Raw genomic sequence first — 15,880 nt, 5'->3', positions numbered from 1 at the left:
CGACCCCGGCGTCAGGAGGCGGCCACGTGGGCGCGCCACTGGGCCAGCAGCTGGTCCTGGAGCCCGAACATCACCTTGTGCTCCTCGGGCTCGGCGTGGTCGTAGCCGAGAAGGTGGAGGATGCCGTGCGTGGTGAGCAGCTCCAGCTCGGCGAGTGTGCCGTGGCCGGCCGTCTCACCCTGGCGCTCCGCCACCGCCGGGCAGAGCACCAGGTCGCCGAGGACGCCCTCCTCGGGCTCCTCGGTGACCAGGCCGGGACGCAGCTCGTCCATGGGGAAGGCGAGCACGTCGGTCGGGCCGTCCTTCTGCATCCACTTGCCGTTGAGCTCGGCGATGGTGTCCTCGTCGACCGCCTTGATGCACAGCTCGGCCAGCGGGTGCACCCGCATCTGGTCCATCACGAACCGTGCGAGCCGCGAGAAGTGCTTGACGTCGAGCCCGCTGCCGGACTCGTCGAGGATCTCGATGGTCACTTCTCGCCCTTCTTGGCGACCCGGCGGGCCGCCTTCTGCTTCTCCGACCTGGCGTCGAAGTCGTCATAGGCCGCGACGATCCGGCCGACCAGCTGGTGACGGACGACGTCGTGGCTGGTCAACCGGACGAACGCGAGGTCCTCGACGCCGTCGAGGATCGTCTCGACGACCCGCAGCCCGGAGTTGGTGCCGGAGGGCAGGTCGACCTGGGTCACGTCGCCGGTGACCACGATCTTCGAGCCGAAGCCGAGCCGGGTCAGGAACATCTTCATCTGCTCGGGCGTGGTGTTCTGCGCCTCGTCGAGGATGATGAAGGAGTCGTTCAGCGACCGGCCCCTCATGTAGGCCAGCGGGGCGACCTCGATGGTCCCCGCCCCCATCAGCTTGGGGATCGACTCGGGGTCGAGCATGTCGTGCAGCGCGTCGTAGAGCGGGCGCAGGTAGGGGTCGATCTTCTCGCTCAGGGTGCCGGGGAGGTAGCCCAGGCGCTCACCGGCCTCGACCGCGGGGCGGGTCAGGATGATCCGGTTGACCTGCTTGGCCTGCAGTGCCTGCACGGCCTTCGCCATCGCGAGGTAGGTCTTGCCGGTGCCCGCGGGGCCGATGCCGAAGGTGATCGTGTGCTGGTCGATCGTCTCGACGTAGCGCTTCTGGTTGAGCGTCTTGGGCCGGATCGACCGGCCGCGGTTGCTCAGGATGTTGAGCGAGAGGATGTCGGCCGGTCGCTCGGACGTCGCGGTCTGCACGCGCAGCATCGCCTCCACCCGCTCGACGACCTCGGGCGTGATGCCCTGGCCGGTGCGCAGGATGGCGACCAGCTCGTCGATCAGCTTCTCGGCGAGCTCGATCTCGTGGACATCGCCGGACAGCGTGATCCGGTTGCCCCGGACGTGGACCTCGACGCCGAACCGCTTCTCGATGATGCCGAGGTGCTCGTCGCCCGGGCCGAACAGCGTGACCATGTCGATGCTGTTGGGCACGACCACGGTGTGGCGCGTGGCGACGGCGGGGCTGACTTTGGGAAGTGAGTCGGTCATGGATGCCCGAGGACGGGCGGCCTTTCAGGTACGACGATGCGGCCCCTCCATGGTACGGGGCGAGGCCGCGGCGTGCCCACTCGTTTCCCCGGTCCCCCAGCCGGTCCCTCAGCCCGGTCCCTCAGCCCGGGGGCCAGGTCATCGCTCGACCGGCGAGCACGTGGCAGTGGGTGTGGAAGACGGTCTGCCCGACGCCGGCTCCGGTGTTGAACACGAGCCGGTAGTCGTCGTACCCCTCGCCGGTCGCGACGGCGCGCGCCGTCGTGGCGATCTCGGCGAACATCGCGGCGTCGGCCGCGGCCGACGCCGCGGCGTCGGGCTCGTGGTCGCGCGGCACGACGAGCACGTGCAGCGGCGCCTGGGGATTGATGTCGCGGAAGGCGACGGTGCTCTCGGTGGTGTGGACGACCTCGGCGGGGATGTCCCCCGCGACGATCTTGCAGAACAGGCAGTCGGGTGCGGCAGTCACGGGGACAACCATGCCACCATCGGCAGATGCGTACTCGCCCCCGCCGTCCGCACACCCTCCTCGTCACTCTCGCCGCCGCGGCCTGCCTGCTCGCCGGCTGCGGCGACGACCCCGAGCCGGCAGCCGGGGAGACCCCGGCGGCGACGCCGTCGACCTCGCCGACCGCCTCCGCCACCCCGAGCGAGGAGCCGGCGCAGGAGGTGTCCGTCACCGCCTACTACGTCGGTGACACGCCGGGCGGTGCAGCGCTGTACGCCGAGCCGCACGCCCAGGTCACGCCCGACCACGTGGTCAGCCTCCTCCTCGTCGGCCCGGCGGATCCCGACTACCGCACCCTGCTCCCGGCCGGCAGCATCGTGCCCGGCGTCAGCTTCGACGGGATCGGCGCCGGGGGCAGCTTCCAGGTCGAGCTCACCGACGCGTCGTGGAGCGAGCGCCCCGCCGGCATGTCCGGCCGGCAGGCCCGGCTCGCGGTGCAGCAGCTCGTGTGGACCCTCAACTCCGTGCAGGGCGGGGCCACCGCCGACCCGACGCTCCGCACCGGCGCGAAGGTGAGCTTCGTTCTCGACGGCGAGGAGGTCAGCTACCTCGGCGTACCCAGCGGGGCGCAGGCCGCACCGGAGCTCGACGTCCTCGCCGCGGTCAACATCACCGCACCCGCCGACGGCACCACCGTCGACGACACCTTCACCGCGACCGGCCTGGCCAGCTCCTTCGAGGCGACCGTGCCCTGGGAGGTGCAGGACGCCTCCGGCGCCGTCGTCCTCCAGTACTCAGCCACCGCCGAGGGGTGGGTCGAGCGGCTCTACCCGTGGACCGCCGAGATCGACGTGAGCGAGCTCCCGGCGGGGAACTACACGTTCGTCGCCCGCACCGACGACCCGTCCGGCGGCGAGGGCGGCGGGCCGACGGAGGACACGAAGCGGATCACGGTGCCGTGAGGTTCTCCCGGCTCCGGCTGAACCGCACCCTGCTGCTGCGCCAGCACCTGCTCGAGCGCGTGACGATGCCGCCCGCGGACCTGGTGGGACACCTGGTCGGCCTCCAGGCACAGGAGCCGCTGTCGCCGTACCTGTCGCTGGCGGCGCGGCTGACCGACCTCGACCCGTACGCCGTCAGCGCCGCGATCGAGGACCGGTCGCTCGTGCGCGTGCTGAGCCTGCGCGACACCGTCCACCTCCACCGGCCCGCCGACGCGGTCACCCTGCCGGTGTGGGCGGCACCGGTCCGGGAGCGCGAGATGAAGGTCAGCCAGACCATCGGCGAGGCCCGCACCGTCGACCGCGAGGCCTTCCGGGCAGCGGTCCGCGACGTGCTCGCCGACGGCCCGCTCCCCCAGCGCCAGCTGGGAGCCGCGCTCGCCGAGCGCTTCCCCGAGCACACCGCCACCCAGCTCGGCGGGGTCGCCCGGCTGCTCGCGGTGCTCGCCCAGCTGCCGCCCCGCGGCTGCTGGAAGCCGGCCGGGTCGACGGCCGTCGCGTACGACTTCGCCGCCCGCTGGACCGGCCTGGCGCTGGCCGAGCCGGACGTTGCCGAGATCGTCCGCCGCTACCTGCGCGCCTACGGCCCCGCGACCGCGTCCGACGTGACCACCTGGTCCGGCATCACCCGCCTCGGTCCGGTACTCAAGGCGATGACCGACCTCGAGGTGCACGAGGACGAGGACGGCAAGCCGCTCTACGACGTCGGCGGCGCGCCCGTCGCCGACGAGGACCGACCGGCGCCCGCGCGTCTCCTCGGCAGCTACGACAACCTCTGGCTCTCCCACGCCGCCCGGGACCGGGTCACCGCCGCCGAGCACCGCGGCCTGTGGATGGGCGTCAACGGGGCCCAGGCCATGTCGGTGTATGTCGACGGCTGGCTCGCCGGGCTGTGGCGGGTCGAGGAGGGCCGCGTCGTCCTGGTCCGGATGGTCCGGGACCTGAGCCGGTCCGAGCAGGCCGAGCTGGACGCCGAGATCGGCCGCACGGAGGCCCTGCTGGCCCGCTGAGTGTTGCGGTTTGGTCCCCAACCGCAACAATTCTGGCCGATCACGTGTGGTTTCTGCCCAATCCGTCACTGGTCAGACCACCCCAGCGGGGGGTACGAGACAGCAGCGCGGCGACGGCGGCGACACCGGCGGTGGAGGTGCGAAGCACCTCGGCGCCCAGCCGGACCGACACGGCACCGGCGGCGACGAACCGGGCCACCTCCTCGTCGGCGAGCCCGCCTTCGGGGCCGACGACGACGAGCAGGTCGCCGTCGGTCGGGAGGGCCAGCGCGGCGAGCGGCTCCGTGGCGTCCTCATGCAGCACGACGGCGACGTCGACCCCCGCGATCAGGGCGACGACGTCGGCGGTGGCCGCCAGCGGCAGCACCTCGGGGTGCCAGGCGCGACGCGCCTGCTTGGCCGCCTCGCGGGCAGTGGCCCGCCACTTCGCGTACGACTTCGCGGCGCGCTCGCCCTTCCAGACCGCGACACTGCGGGCGGCCGCCCACGGGACGATCCGGGCGACGCCGATCTCGGTGAGCACCTCGACGGCCAGCTCGCCGCGCTCGCCCTTCGGCAGCGCCTGGACCACGGTGACCGACGGCCGGGGCTCGGCGTGGTCCTCGACCGCGGTGACGGCGACGGTGAAGGTCCGCTTCGCGGTGGCGCTCACCTCGCCGGTGGCGACCCGGCCGAGCCCGTCGCCGAGCAGCAGTCGCTCCCCCACCCGCAGCCGTCGTACGACGACGGCGTGATGCGCCTCGTCGCCCTCGACGGTGACGGCGTCTCCGGCGCGCACCCCGTCGAGGGACGGCACCAGATGCTGCGGGAGGGTCATTTGTCGGTGAGGTCAGTGGGCGCTGAACGCGTCGCGCAGCCGCCCGAACATCGACTTGTGGGTCGGCCGGACATCGCCCGTGGGCCGCTCCTCGCCGCGGATCGCGGCCAGCTCGCGCAGCAGTTCCTCCTGGCGCGGGTCCAGCCGGGTCGGGGTGTCGACCCCGATGGTCACCGCGAGGTCACCCCGCCCGCCGCGCAGGCCGGGCACGCCGCGACCGCGCAGCACGACCTGGTGGCCGGACTGGGTGCCGGTCGGGACCTGGAGCTCGAAGGACGTCTCGACGCCGGAGTCCTCGTCGAGCCCGAGGTCGGCCTCCAGGGTCGGCAGCGTGATCGTGGTCCCCAGCGCCGCCGCGGTCATCGGCACCGACACCGTGCAGTGCAGGTCGTTGCCCTGGCGCTCGAAGACCTCGTGCGGGGCGACGTGGATCTCGACGTACAGGTCGCCGGCGGGGCCGCCGCCCGGGCCGACCTCGCCCTGCTCGCTGAGCTGGACCCGGGTGCCGTTGTCGACGCCGGCGGGGATCTTGACGGTGAGGGTACGCCGGGAGCGGACTCGGCCGTCGCCCGCACACTCACGACACGGGTCGGGGATGACGCTGCCGAGGCCGCGGCAGGCGGCACAGGGTCGCAGGGTGCGGATCTCGCCGAGGAAGGAACGCTGCACGTGGGCGACCTCGCCCGCGCCGCGGCAGGTCTCGCACGGAACGGGGTGGCTGCCGGGGGCGGCACCCTCGCCGCCGCAGGTCGTGCAGCGCACGGCCGTGTCGACCTTGAGCTCGCGGGACACGCCGAAGGCGGCCTCGGCGAGCTCCACCTCGATCCGGATGAGCGCGTCCTGGCCGCGTCGCACCCGTGGCCGCGGCCCGCGGCCGCCGCCCGCGCCACCGGCGTTGCCGCCGAAGAAGGCGTCCATGATGTCGGTGAAGGAGAAGCCTGCGCCCTGGCCGCCGAAGCCGCCGCCGAACGGGTCGCCGCCGCGGTCGAAGGCCGCGCGCTTGTCGGGGTCGGACAGCACCTCGTAGGCGGCGGTGACCTGCTTGAACCGCTCCTGGCTCTCCGGGTCGGGGTTGACGTCGGGGTGCAGCTGACGGGCGAGCTTGCGGTACGCCTTCTTGATCGTGTCGGCGTCGGCGTCGCGACCGACGCCGAGCAGCTCGTAGGGGTCCTGACTCACGTGATGTGCTCTCTCAGCTCTCGTCGAGGATGCGGGAGACGTAGCGCGCGACCGCGCGCACCGCCGCCATCGTTCCGGGGTAGTCCATGCGGGTGGGGCCGACGATCCCGAGCGCGGCCAGCGCGTCGTCGGGGCCGTAGCCGGTCGCCACGACACTCGTGGAGGCGAGTTCCTGGATCGGGCCCTCGGCCCCGATCCGCACGGTGACCGCGCCGCCGGTGGTGGCCTCGCCGAGCAGCTTGAGCAGCACCACGTGCTCCTCCAGGGCCTCGAGCAGCGGGCGCACCGACGTCTCGAAGCTGTCGCCGAAGCGAGCCAGGTTGGCGGTGCCGCCGACCACGACCCGCTCGTCGGAGCGGTGGTCGCTCATCGCCTCGATCAGGGTCTCGACCACGGCGACGGTGGCCGGCGCGGCGGGCGGCGTACCGTCCGCGCCCCGGACCAGGGCGTCGAGGGCGGTGACGGCGTCGGCGATGACCTCGCCGGTGGCGGCGAGGTTGATCCGGGAGCGCAGCGCGCCGAGCGCCTCGTCGTCGATGTCGGCGTCGAGCTCGACCAGGCGCTGCTCGACCCGGCCCGAGCTGAGGATCAGCACCAACAGCAGGCGGGTCGGGGCGAGCGCCACGACCTCGACGTGGCGCACCGTCGAGCGCGAGAGCGTGGGGTACTGGACGACGGCAACCTGCCGGGTCAGCTGCGCGAGCAGCCGCACCGAGCGGTTGACCACGTCGTCGAGGTCGATGGCGCCCTCCAGGAAGCCGGCGATCGCGCGGCGCTCGGCCGAGGTGGTCGGCTTGACCGTGGAGAGCCGGTCGACGAAGAGCCGGTAGCCCTTGTCGGTCGGCACCCGGCCGGCGCTGGTGTGCGGCTGGTGGAGGTAGCCCTCCTCCTCCAGCGCGGCCATGTCGTTGCGGATGGTGGCCGGCGACACGTTGAGATGGTGGCGCTCGACCAGCGCCTTGGAGCCGACCGGCTCCTCGGTCGACACGTAGTCCTCGACGATCGCCCGTAGTACGGCGAGCCTGCGCTCCTCCTGCATGCCCACCTCCTGCTCCGACTGCCTTGGCACTCCAACGACTGGAGTGCCAATCCTAGCGCCCACCCCTGCTCTTTCCCGACCACGTCGAATCAAGTAGGTTAGGCTCACCTAATCAATCTGGATCGCCACCCGGCGCGGCAAGGAGCGGACATGACGGTCGACCCCGGTCTCGACGTACGACACCTCGCCTCGGCGGCACGCAGCATCCTGGCGTGCCCCCGCGAGGTCCAGCTGGTGGTCGACGGGATCGACGACGTCACGTCCGGCCTCGAGGAGACCGGCTTGGAGATGCAGGACCACGGCGGGCGCCCGATCCTCTCCTGCCCCGCCGACTCGACCCTCGCGGTCGCGGCGACCGACGGGCGCGGCGCGCTGCTCACCCTGACCAGCGGACTCGGCGCCCCCGGCACCGTCGAGCGGGACGCCACGCTGACCCTCTCCGGTCGGCTCGAGGCACTCGGGCTCGAGCAGTGCGAGTGCTGCGACGAGATCCGGATGCGGGTCGGCCTCCGCCTCGACTTCGCACTGCTCTCCCGCGCCAGCGCTCCCCCGGACGCACCGGACGAGACCCGGGTCCGGGTCCCCCTCGGCGCCTTCGCCGACCCGGAGCACGACCTCAACCGCGGCTTCTTCCAGCGCTCGACCGAGCACGCCAACCTGTGTCACCAAGACGAGCTGCGCCGGGCGATCGCCTCGATGACGCAGACCCGGCTCGGCGAGGTCGTCGGCGTGCAGCTCGCCGACCTCCACGCCGCCGGCGTCGCGCTCCGGTGGGTCGACCTCACCGGGGCCCACAGCACCGAGCTGCGCTTCCCCCGTCGCGCCACGTCGGCGGCCGAGCTGGGCGACCTGCTGCGCACCGAGCTGCACGCCGGTCTCTGCTGAGGATCCACGGCCCCGGCGGAGTCGCTACGGTGGGCGCGTGCCGGCATTCACCGAGGTAGCGGACCGCGTCTGGGTCCGCCGCGTCCCGTCGTACGACGTCAACCTGACCGTCGTCGGAGGTGAGCGCGGTCTCGTGGTGGTCGACACGCTGGCCACCGCCGCGGAGGCCCGCGCCGCGATCGCGGCGATCGGCGACCTCCGGGCCGGGGCGGTCGTCGCGGTGGTCAACACCCACGACCACTTCGACCACGTCCTCGGCAACGCCACCTTCCGGGAGCGGTACGACGACCCGCCGGTGCACGCCACCGAGGAGGCCGCCGCCCGGACCGATCCGGCGGCGCCGCCCGCGGACCGCACCTTCTCCAGCGCGGTCGTGATCGACCTGGGCGACCGGCAGGTGGAGCTGGTCCACCCCGGGCGCGGGCACACCGCGGGTGACCTGGTCGTCCGCGTGCCCGACGCCGACGTGCTGCTGGTCGGCGACCTGGTCGAGGAGTCGGCCCCGCCCTCGCTCGGCGCGGACTCGTGGCCGCTGGACTGGCCGCAGACCCTCGATCTGGTGCTCGGCCTGCTCACCCCGGGCTCGATCGTCGTCCCCGGCCACGGCGGCGTCGTCGACCGGAGGTTCGTCGAGCAACAGTGCGACGACCTGCGTGCGGTCGCCGAGACGATCCGGGACCTCGCCACTCGTGGGGTGCCGGAGGCAGAGGCGCGCGGGGCGGCGCAGTGGCCGTTCCCCGCCGAGGCGCTGCACCACGCGATCGCCCGCGGGTACGCCCAGGTGCCCCGCGCCCACCGCCGGCTGCCGCTCGTCTGACCCACCGGGCGTGTCCGCACCTCGGGAGAGGGCCCCGGGTCCGTAGGGTGGTCCGTCGTGGATCGCTACGGGACCGACGTACTGGCAGGCGACTGGAAGGTCCCGAAGCGGGGCCGCGCCGTGGAGACCCCGGCGGACCTCGGCCTGGTCGTCGAGGAGGTCACCACCGACTGGTGCGGCGAGATCGTCGCCGTCGACCGCGACCTCGACACCGTGACGCTCGAGGACCGGCGGAGGAAGCGACGCACTTTCCCGCTCGGGACCGGCTTCCTGCTCGAGGGCAGGCCGGTCATCCTGACCGCGCCGATCACGAACGCCGGACCGGTCCGGCCGACCCGCACCGCCAGTGGCTCGATCGCCGTCCACGACGCCAAGGCCCGGGTCGCCCGCGCGAGCCGGATCTTCGTCGAGGGCCGCCACGACGCCGAGCTGGTCGAGAAGGTGTGGGGCGACGACCTGCGCATCGAGGGCGTGGTCGTCGAGTTCCTCGGCGGCGTCGACGACCTCGCCGACCACCTGCGCGATTTCGAGCCCGCGCCGAACCGCCGCGTCGGCGTCCTCGTCGACCACCTCGTGCCCGGCTCCAAGGAGAGCCGGATCGCGCAGAACATCATGAAGTCGCCAGTCGGCAAGGACGTGCTCATCGTGGGCCACCCCTTCATCGACATCTGGCAGGCGGTCAAGCCCGAGCGGCTCGGCTTCGCGGCGTGGCCGAAGGTGCCCAAGGGCATCGACTGGAAGAAGGGCACCTGCCAGCAGCTCGGCTGGCCGCACCGCGACCAGGCCGACATCGCCCGCGCGTGGAAGCACATCCTCGGCGGGGTCCGGGGGTTCCAGGATCTCGATCCGGCTCTGCTCGGCCGGGTCGAGGAGCTGATCGACTTCGTGACGCTGGTCTGACCAGTTGCGGATTGGTCCCAAACCGCAACGATCCGGCCCCGTTTCCTGCGGTTGGGGACCAAACCGCATGCTCAGAGGCCGCTGCGGAACCGGTCCAGCACCTCGTCGACCCGTGCCTGATCGCGCGCGTCCAACGGGATCAGCAGCTCGGCGACGACGTCGGTGAGCTCGGCGATCCGGCGGTTGAGCTGTCGGTTCTCCTGCACCTCGGCCTCCAGCGCACGCACCCGCTCACGCAGCGTGCCCCGGTCGCGGACCCGGGTGCGCATCCGGCGGGCCAGGTCGGTGGTCGTCATCGCAGCTCCTCGCTGTCGGGCGCCGGCCAGGCGACGCGGATCCGGCACACGGCCGGCAGGGGCAGGTCGAACATGTCCTCGCCGCGCCCGAGCGTGAGCCGCTCGACCACCCCGCCGGCGGCCTCGATCGCCGTCCGGACGCCCTCGGGCGAGACCCGCGGCGCCGCGGCCCCGGGCGAGCCCGCGTCCTCGATCGCGAACTCCAGGAACAGCCGGCCGCCGCCGGGTCGCAGCGCCATCCGGGCGAGCAGCCAGAGCTGGTCGAGCGCGGCGGGGTCGAGGTGGTCGACGAGGTGGCGCGCGTAGAGGTGGTGCGGGTCGCGGGCCAGTCGGGTGCCGTGCAGCAGCGTCGAGCGGAGCTCGCCGAGGATCAGCTGGTCGACCTCGACCTCCCGGCGCCAGCGCCGGGCCCGCCGGCGGATCACGCCGAGGCTGCCGCGGGAGAAGTCGACGGCGCCGGTACGACGCCCCGCGCGGGCGAACCACAGCGCGTCGCGGCCGGTGCCGGCACCGACGTCCAGGACCGGCAGATCGCCGAGCTGTGGCTCCACCCACCGAGCGAACGCCGACGGCCCGCGCGGGATCGCGGCGCGACGCGGCCCGTTGTAGAGCTCGGTCCAGCGCCCCATCTCGGTGCGGAAGCCGCGCAGCCACCCGTCGAGGCGCCGCACGCCCGCCGCCGGATCGGCGTACTTGAAGGAGGGGTCGGGTGTGCGCCAGTGGGGCCCGTAGAGGAAGGCGAGCATCGCCTCGGGGTCGCGCGGCGCCGGGAACTCGTGCCCGTGCAGGGTGATCGTCGAGAACGGCTCGATCGCCGAGCGCGGCAGGTCGCCGCTGCGGTTGCCGAGCTGGAAGAAGGTATCGCCGACGTGGAACGCGGCGAACACGTCGATGTGGCACGCCCGGCCGTCGGAGAGCGGCAACAGCAGCTTGACGTCGCCGCCGGACATCCGCAGCACCCGCCAGCCGCGGCCCCGCATCGCGCGGGTGATCCGGTAGGACTCGGTGACGATGTCGGCGGGCGATCCGTGCGCCGAGAGGTAGCACAGGTCGGTGTCGGAGTCGTGCGCGAGCATCCGCCCCTCGCGCACGGCGCCCAGCAGCGCACCGTAGTTGAGGTACGCCGCGACGCCGGCGTGCTCGCGCAGGTCGTCGATCGCGCGGCGGGTGCCGACGAGGATCTCGTCGCGGACGGCCTCGTCGGTCGCGGCGAAGGAGCGAGCGAGGTGACCGACCTTGTCGACACTGAGCCGGTGGCCGGAGCCGTCGACCACGGCCAGCACGCCCTCGCCCGTCCCGAGGCCGACCTCGTCGTCATACAGGACGGCCAGGCCGGCGGCATCGGTCACCCGGACCCGGCCGCGGCCGCTGAGATGGGGCCGGAGCGCACCGGGCCACGGCACCAGGACGCCCCCGGCCGCCGGCCTGCCGTCGCGCAGCGGAGTCAGCGACCAGACGTAGTGGCCGTCGATCTCGACCACCAGCGGCTGCCTCCCGGACGGCACGAGCAGCCCGTCGTCGGACACGGCGACGACCAGCGCGGGGTGGGTCATGCCGACGACGCTCCCGAGGCCCCCGGCGCGCGTCGGTGCGCGAGCGCCGTGCGCAGCGCGGTGGAGGAGGTCTGCAGCGTGTAGGGGAAGTAGGTGACCTCGACACCGAGCGCGGCCATCCGCTGCTCGAGGCGTCGCCCCTTGGCGGTCCCCTGCCAGTCGTCGCCCTTGAAGATCCGGTGGAAGCCGACGTCGCGCCAGGAGTCGGTCTTGTCCGCGGTGCTCTCCGCGTAGACGGCGTCGACGATGCCGATCGCCTCGACGATCTCGAGCCGCTCGGCGAGCGGGACGGTCGGCAGCACGCCCTTGGTCGCGACGCACACCTCGTCGGTGACCACGCCGGCGACCAGGACGTCGCACCACTGCCGGGCCTGACGCAACGCGTTGAGGTGCCCGACGTGGAACAGGTCGAAGGCCCCGGGCACGTACCCGATCACCGGCCCGCTCACGACGCCATCGGCAGCACTCGACTTCTTCATAAAGTCGAGTGTAACACTAGATTTAATAGAGTTCAGGCCAAGAGGCGGTGCACGACCCCGTCCGCGAGCAGCCGTCCGCGCCGGGTGAGCACCAGGCGGTCCGGTCGGTCCTCGACCAGCCCGTCCGCGACCAGGGCCGGGAGCGTGGTCCGGGCCTCCGCGTCCAGGACGTCCACGGCGAGTCCGGAGCGCAGCCGGACCTCCAGCAGCACCCGCTCCACGCGCCGGGTCTCCGCATCGAGGACCTCCCGGGCGTGGGCCGGGGTCACCCCGTCGGCCAGCCGGCCGGCGTACGCCGCCGGGTGCTTCACGTTCCACCAGCGCACCCCGCCGACGTGGGAGTGGGCACCGGGCCCGATCCCCCACCAGTCCGCCCCCGCCCAGTAGCCGAGGTTGTGGCGGCAGCGCGCGGCGTCGTCCCGCGCCCAGTTCGAGACCTCGTACCACCCCAGCCCCGCGGCGACCAGCAGCTCGTCGGCCTGGACGTACTTGTCCGCCAGGTCGTCGTCGTCCGGCATCGGCAGCTCGCCCCGACGCACCCGCCGGGCGAGAGCGGTGCCGTCCTCCACGATGAGGGAGTACGCCGACACGTGGTCCGGGGCGCACGCGAGAGCCGCCTCCAGGGTGTCCTCCCAGTCGTCGCCGCTCTCCCCCGGCGTGCCGTAGATGAGGTCGAGGCTCAGCTGCTCGAACCCGGCGGCGCGAGCCGCGTCGACGATCCCGGGTACGCGCAGCGGGTCGTGGGTGCGGTCGAGCACCGCCAGCACCTGCGGCACCGCGGACTGGACGCCCAGGGACAGCCGGTTGAAGCCGGCCTCCCGCAGCCGCTCCAGGTAGGACAGGTCCACCGAGTCCGGGTTGGCCTCGGTCGTCACCTCGGCATCCGGCGCCAGCCCGAACTCGTCGTCGATGGCGCGCAGGATGCGGCCGAGGTCCTCGGGCGGCAGCAGCGTCGGGGTGCCGCCGCCGAGGAAAACCGTGCCGACCGGAAGGTCGCGCCCACCCAGCACGCGGCGGGCCAGCCGCACCTCGGCGACCGCCTGGTCGGCGTACGTCGACCGGGAGACGCCGGGCCCCAGCTCCTCGGCCGTGTAGGTGTTGAAGTCGCAGTAGCCGCAGCGCACCCGGCAGAACGGCACGTGGACGTAGAAGCCGAAGGGATGGTCGCCGAGCTCGGCCAGGGCGGCGGACGGGAGCGACCCGTCGCTCGGGACAGGGTCACCTTCGGGCAATGCGGACGGCACCGCGCCAGTTTCTCAGACCGGGATGTTCAGGCTGACGGTGTAGCCATCCTCGACCGAGCCGGTGACCTCGGCCATCTGCAGCGAGTAGCCGTCGCTGAAGATCCCGTCGGTCTCGATGCTCAGCCGGGACAGGTTGCTGACGCTCTGCTCGTAGCCCTCGGTCGCGTAGACGTCGTCGCAGGCGTCCTCCGGCAGCGCCAGCTGCGAGGTGCGCAGCTTGTTGTCGGCGCCGGTCGCCTTGGCGAGGCTCTCGTAGACCTCGAAGTGCATGTGCGGCCAGCGGCCCGAGTAGCAGGCGGGGAAGATCGTGGTGAAGGTGAGACTGCCGTCGGCGTCGGCCTCCTGGACTCCGCGCAGGTAGTTCTCGTCGGCGATCTCGTCGTCGTACATCGAGTAGCGGCCCTCGCGGTCGCAGTGCCACAGATAGACGGCGGCGCCGGCCAGCGGGGTCACCTCGTCGCCGTCGAGGTCATAGACCCTGAGCCGGACCGTGGCCGGGACCCGCTCGGCGACCCCGGCGGCCGTGCCGAAGCTGGACGTGAGGTCACGGCGCACGACGCGGGACTCGGTGAGCACGTTGGGCCGTTGCTCCCGTCGCCGGGATACGGGCCCGCGGTCTCCTCGGAGGTCTCCCCGCCACCCCGACCCCGCTCAGCCGCCGACGCCCGGAACGGGCCGGTCATCGCGGGAAGCGAAGGCGACGGAGCGTAGGGAGCGAGGTACGAGCGACCGGAGTGGCGGAGCCGAGTCTTTCCGCGAGCCGGCGCGGTCTTGCCGCCCAGCGAACGCCACCACCTACGCGAGACGACCGCGAGCGCGGTAGCGCGGCGCGAGGAACGAGCGACGCGCTCGCGTCGTCTGCAGCGGTCAGCCGTAGAAGGACTCGATGAGGTCCTTGTTGTTGGTCTCGACGACGTTGCGCTTCACCTTCAGCGACGGGGTGAGCTCGCCGGACTCGATGCTCAGGTCGTGGTCGAGCAGCTTCCACTTCTTGATCGTCTCCCAGCGGTTGAGCTGGGCGTTGAGCTCGTCGACGTACTCCCCGACCATCGCCTGCACGGCGTCGTCGTTGACGAGGGCGGTGTAGTCCTTGCCCTCCTTGCCGTTCTCGGCGGCCCAGCCGGCGATGGCGTCGGGGTCGAGGGTGATCAGTGCGGAGACGAAGTTGCGCTCCGCCCCGAAGACCATGAACTGACTGACATAGGGGCAGATCGCCTTGAACTTGGCCTCGATGGCCGGCGGGGCGATGTACTTGCCGCCGGAAGTCTTGAAGAGCTCCTTGATCCGGCCGGTGATCTTGAGGAAGCCGTCCCCGTCGAGCTCACCCTTGTCTCCGGTGCGCAGCCAGCCGTCGTCGGTCAGCGCCTCACGCGTCGCCTCGTCCCGGTTGTGGTAGCCGGCCATGACGTGCGGGCCCTTGAGCTGGACCTCGCCACCCTCGGCGATGCGCACCTCGGTGCCGGGGAACGGCTGACCGACCGTCCCGAGCTTGTAGGCGTCGGGGTGGTTGACGGTGGCACCCGCGGCGTTCTCGGTCATGCCGTAGCCCTCGAGGATGAGGATGCCGGCGGCGTGGAACCAAGCGGCGATGTCGGCGTTGAGCGCGGCCGAGCCGGAGATGAAGAACCGCACCCGGCCTCCGAAGCGCTCCCGGACCTTGCTGAAGACCAGCTTGTCGAACAGCCGGTGCTGGAGGCGGAGCGGCAGCGGGACCGACCGCCCGGCCTGCTCGAGCGCGTCGACCTTGCGGCCGACCTCGAACGCCTTGAGGAAGATCTTCTCCTTGGCGCCGCCCTCGGCGGCCTGCATCGTGACGATGCGGGCGTAGGCCTTCTCGAAGATCCGCGGCGCGGCACCCATGAAGGTCGGCTTCACGACACCCAGGTTGTCGACGATCTTGTCGACCCGGCCATCGATCGCGGTCGCGAAGCCGCAGGCGAGCTGGGTGGAGAGCAGCACCTTGCCGAAGGAGTGGGCCATCGGCAGCCAGAGGAACTGCAGGTCGTCCTCGTGCAGGATGTCCTGGGCCTTGATCGCCTCGCCCTCGAAGACCCAGGTGCGGTGCAGCAGCCGCACGCCCTTGGGCTTGCCCGTCGTGCCCGAGGTGTAGATCAGCGTCGCGAGCTGTTCGGGGTCGATGGCCTGGGCCACCGTGTCGACGGCGTCGGGCTGCTCGGCCAGACGCGCAGCCCCCAGCTCGGCCAGCTGGTCGAGCGAGATCACCCAGTCGCCGTCGGCGCCGTCGGCCAGGGCCTCGTCGAAGCTGACGACCTTCGCCAGCGCCGGCAGATCCCCGCGGTGCGCGCGCAGCTTGGCCAGCTGCTCCTCGTCCTCGGCGAAGACGAAGCGGCACTCGGCGTCGCCGAGGATGTACGCCGTGTCCTCGCCGCCGGTCGAGGGGTACACGGTCGTGGTCGCGCCGCCGGCGCACATCACGGCGAGGTCGGCGAGGATCCACTCGTAGCGGGTGGCCGAGGCGATGCCGACCCGCTGCTCCGACTCCAGCCCGAGAGCGAGCAGACCGGCGGCCAGCCGACGTACCCGGTCGCCGGCCTGGCGCCACGTCACCGACTCCCACGCGTCGCCCCGCGGGAAGCGGAAGGCCTCCCGGTCCGCGCTCCTCTCCACCCGGTCGAGGAACTGCACCGCGCAGTTCTTCGGCATGTGCTCGAGGAAACTGGTGTCGTGGTTGATGGGCATGG

At 72.4% G+C, this 15,880-nt stretch carries 17 protein-coding genes; 5 read left to right on the top strand and 12 right to left on the bottom strand.

Annotation, left to right across the window (positions count from 1 at the left end):
• Positions 1 to 11 precede the first annotated feature (11 nt).
• The 3 genes from ybeY to RB608_RS25605 form a co-directional block, all read right to left on the bottom strand.
• On the bottom strand, positions 12 to 473 hold the full coding sequence (ybeY, locus tag RB608_RS25615) for an rRNA maturation RNase YbeY (protein ID WP_308090923.1): 462 nt from the start codon (positions 471 to 473) through the stop codon (positions 12 to 14).
• Entirely contained in the window at positions 470 to 1,510 is a 1,041-nt protein-coding gene (locus RB608_RS25610; protein WP_308090922.1) for a PhoH family protein, read from the bottom strand. The genes ybeY and RB608_RS25610 overlap by 4 nt, the downstream gene beginning before the upstream one ends.
• Positions 1,511 to 1,631: 121 nt before the next feature.
• Complete coding sequence (locus RB608_RS25605; protein WP_308090920.1) at positions 1,632 to 1,979, bottom strand: HIT domain-containing protein; 348 nt, start codon at positions 1,977 to 1,979, stop codon at positions 1,632 to 1,634.
• Positions 1,980 to 2,005: 26 nt separating this feature from the next.
• On the opposite strand from RB608_RS25605, the gene RB608_RS25600 reads away from it, so the two are divergent.
• Together RB608_RS25600 and RB608_RS25595 are read left to right on the top strand one after the other, a co-directional pair.
• On the top strand, positions 2,006 to 2,920 hold the full coding sequence (locus RB608_RS25600; protein WP_308090919.1) for a Gmad2 immunoglobulin-like domain-containing protein: 915 nt from the start codon (positions 2,006 to 2,008) through the stop codon (positions 2,918 to 2,920).
• Complete coding sequence (locus tag RB608_RS25595) at positions 2,917 to 3,969, top strand: winged helix DNA-binding domain-containing protein (protein ID WP_308090918.1); 1,053 nt, start codon at positions 2,917 to 2,919, stop codon at positions 3,967 to 3,969. The genes RB608_RS25600 and RB608_RS25595 overlap by 4 nt, the downstream gene beginning before the upstream one ends.
• A 40-nt stretch (positions 3,970 to 4,009) precedes the next feature.
• On the opposite strand, the gene RB608_RS25590 is transcribed toward RB608_RS25595, so the two are convergent.
• From RB608_RS25590 to hrcA, 3 genes are read right to left on the bottom strand one after another with little or no spacing between them, the layout of a single operon-like run.
• A complete protein-coding gene (locus RB608_RS25590) occupies positions 4,010 to 4,786 on the bottom strand; it encodes a 16S rRNA (uracil(1498)-N(3))-methyltransferase (protein WP_308090917.1) in 777 nt (258 codons plus the stop codon).
• Between the two features lie 12 nt (positions 4,787 to 4,798).
• Positions 4,799 to 5,965 (bottom strand): molecular chaperone DnaJ, encoded by a 1,167-nt coding sequence (gene dnaJ / locus RB608_RS25585; RefSeq protein WP_308090916.1) that lies wholly within the window; start codon positions 5,963 to 5,965, stop codon positions 4,799 to 4,801.
• Positions 5,966 to 5,978: 13 nt separating this feature from the next.
• Entirely contained in the window at positions 5,979 to 7,004 is a 1,026-nt protein-coding gene (hrcA, locus tag RB608_RS25580) for a heat-inducible transcriptional repressor HrcA (RefSeq protein WP_308090915.1), read from the bottom strand.
• Between the two features lie 150 nt (positions 7,005 to 7,154).
• Between hrcA and RB608_RS25575 the strand changes: the two genes are divergently transcribed.
• From RB608_RS25575 to RB608_RS25565, 3 genes are read left to right on the top strand one after another with little or no spacing between them, the layout of a single operon-like run.
• Positions 7,155 to 7,889, top strand: coding sequence for a hypothetical protein (locus RB608_RS25575; protein ID WP_308090914.1), 735 nt, complete (start codon positions 7,155 to 7,157; stop codon positions 7,887 to 7,889).
• 37 nt (positions 7,890 to 7,926) lie between these two features.
• Positions 7,927 to 8,706 (top strand): MBL fold metallo-hydrolase, encoded by a 780-nt coding sequence (locus RB608_RS25570; RefSeq protein WP_308090913.1) that lies wholly within the window; start codon positions 7,927 to 7,929, stop codon positions 8,704 to 8,706.
• Between the two features lie 57 nt (positions 8,707 to 8,763).
• A complete protein-coding gene (locus tag RB608_RS25565; RefSeq protein WP_308090912.1) occupies positions 8,764 to 9,606 on the top strand; it encodes a DUF3097 domain-containing protein in 843 nt (280 codons plus the stop codon).
• 71 nt (positions 9,607 to 9,677) lie between these two features.
• Here RB608_RS25565 and RB608_RS25560 read toward each other — a convergent pair whose 3' ends face one another.
• From RB608_RS25560 to RB608_RS25535, 6 genes are all read right to left on the bottom strand, one after another.
• Positions 9,678 to 9,902 carry a DUF6752 domain-containing protein gene (locus RB608_RS25560; RefSeq protein ID WP_308090911.1) on the bottom strand — a complete coding sequence of 75 codons (225 nt, stop codon included), beginning with the start codon at positions 9,900 to 9,902 and terminating at the stop codon, positions 9,678 to 9,680.
• A complete protein-coding gene (locus RB608_RS25555) occupies positions 9,899 to 11,455 on the bottom strand; it encodes a class I SAM-dependent methyltransferase (RefSeq protein WP_308090910.1) in 1,557 nt (518 codons plus the stop codon). Before RB608_RS25555 ends, RB608_RS25560 begins: the two co-directional genes overlap by 4 nt.
• The gene (locus tag RB608_RS25550) at positions 11,452 to 11,934 is read right to left on the bottom strand and encodes an adenylyltransferase/cytidyltransferase family protein (RefSeq protein ID WP_308090909.1); all 483 of its coding nucleotides are present in this window, start codon (positions 11,932 to 11,934) and stop codon (positions 11,452 to 11,454) included. The genes RB608_RS25555 and RB608_RS25550 overlap by 4 nt, the downstream gene beginning before the upstream one ends.
• A gap of 32 nt (positions 11,935 to 11,966) precedes the next feature.
• Positions 11,967 to 13,178, bottom strand: coding sequence for a radical SAM family heme chaperone HemW (hemW, locus tag RB608_RS25545; protein ID WP_308090908.1), 1,212 nt, complete (start codon positions 13,176 to 13,178; stop codon positions 11,967 to 11,969).
• A 12-nt stretch (positions 13,179 to 13,190) separates the two neighbouring features.
• Positions 13,191 to 13,754, bottom strand: a complete 564-nt coding sequence (locus RB608_RS25540) for a hypothetical protein (RefSeq protein WP_308090907.1) — start codon at positions 13,752 to 13,754, stop codon at positions 13,191 to 13,193.
• 291 nt (positions 13,755 to 14,045) lie between these two features.
• A complete protein-coding gene (locus RB608_RS25535; protein WP_308090906.1) occupies positions 14,046 to 15,878 on the bottom strand; it encodes a long-chain fatty acid--CoA ligase in 1,833 nt (610 codons plus the stop codon).
• Positions 15,879 to 15,880: the final 2 nt, after the last annotated feature.

The sequence above is a fragment of the Nocardioides sp. LHD-245 genome, assembly GCF_030929495.1.
In the GTDB taxonomy this organism is placed as follows: domain Bacteria; phylum Actinomycetota; class Actinomycetes; order Propionibacteriales; family Nocardioidaceae; genus Nocardioides.
The sequence above is the reverse complement of the archived record's forward strand: the minus strand, read 5'-3'. Positions and strand labels throughout refer to the sequence as shown.

Coding starts and splice junctions, on each gene's coding strand:
- RB608_RS25610 (WP_308090922.1), bottom strand. CDS start 1,510: ATGACCGACTCACTTCCCAAAGTCAGCCCCGCCGTCGCCACGCGCCAC.
- RB608_RS25600 (WP_308090919.1), top strand. CDS start 2,006: ATGCGTACTCGCCCCCGCCGTCCGCACACCCTCCTCGTCACTCTCGCC.
- RB608_RS25590 (WP_308090917.1), bottom strand. CDS start 4,786: ATGACCCTCCCGCAGCATCTGGTGCCGTCCCTCGACGGGGTGCGCGCC.
- hrcA (WP_308090915.1), bottom strand. CDS start 7,004: ATGCAGGAGGAGCGCAGGCTCGCCGTACTACGGGCGATCGTCGAGGAC.
- RB608_RS25575 (WP_308090914.1), top strand. CDS start 7,155: ATGACGGTCGACCCCGGTCTCGACGTACGACACCTCGCCTCGGCGGCA.
- RB608_RS25560 (WP_308090911.1), bottom strand. CDS start 9,902: ATGACGACCACCGACCTGGCCCGCCGGATGCGCACCCGGGTCCGCGAC.
- RB608_RS25555 (WP_308090910.1), bottom strand. CDS start 11,455: ATGACCCACCCCGCGCTGGTCGTCGCCGTGTCCGACGACGGGCTGCTC.
- RB608_RS25550 (WP_308090909.1), bottom strand. CDS start 11,934: ATGAAGAAGTCGAGTGCTGCCGATGGCGTCGTGAGCGGGCCGGTGATC.
- RB608_RS25535 (WP_308090906.1), bottom strand. CDS start 15,878: ATGCCCATCAACCACGACACCAGTTTCCTCGAGCACATGCCGAAGAAC.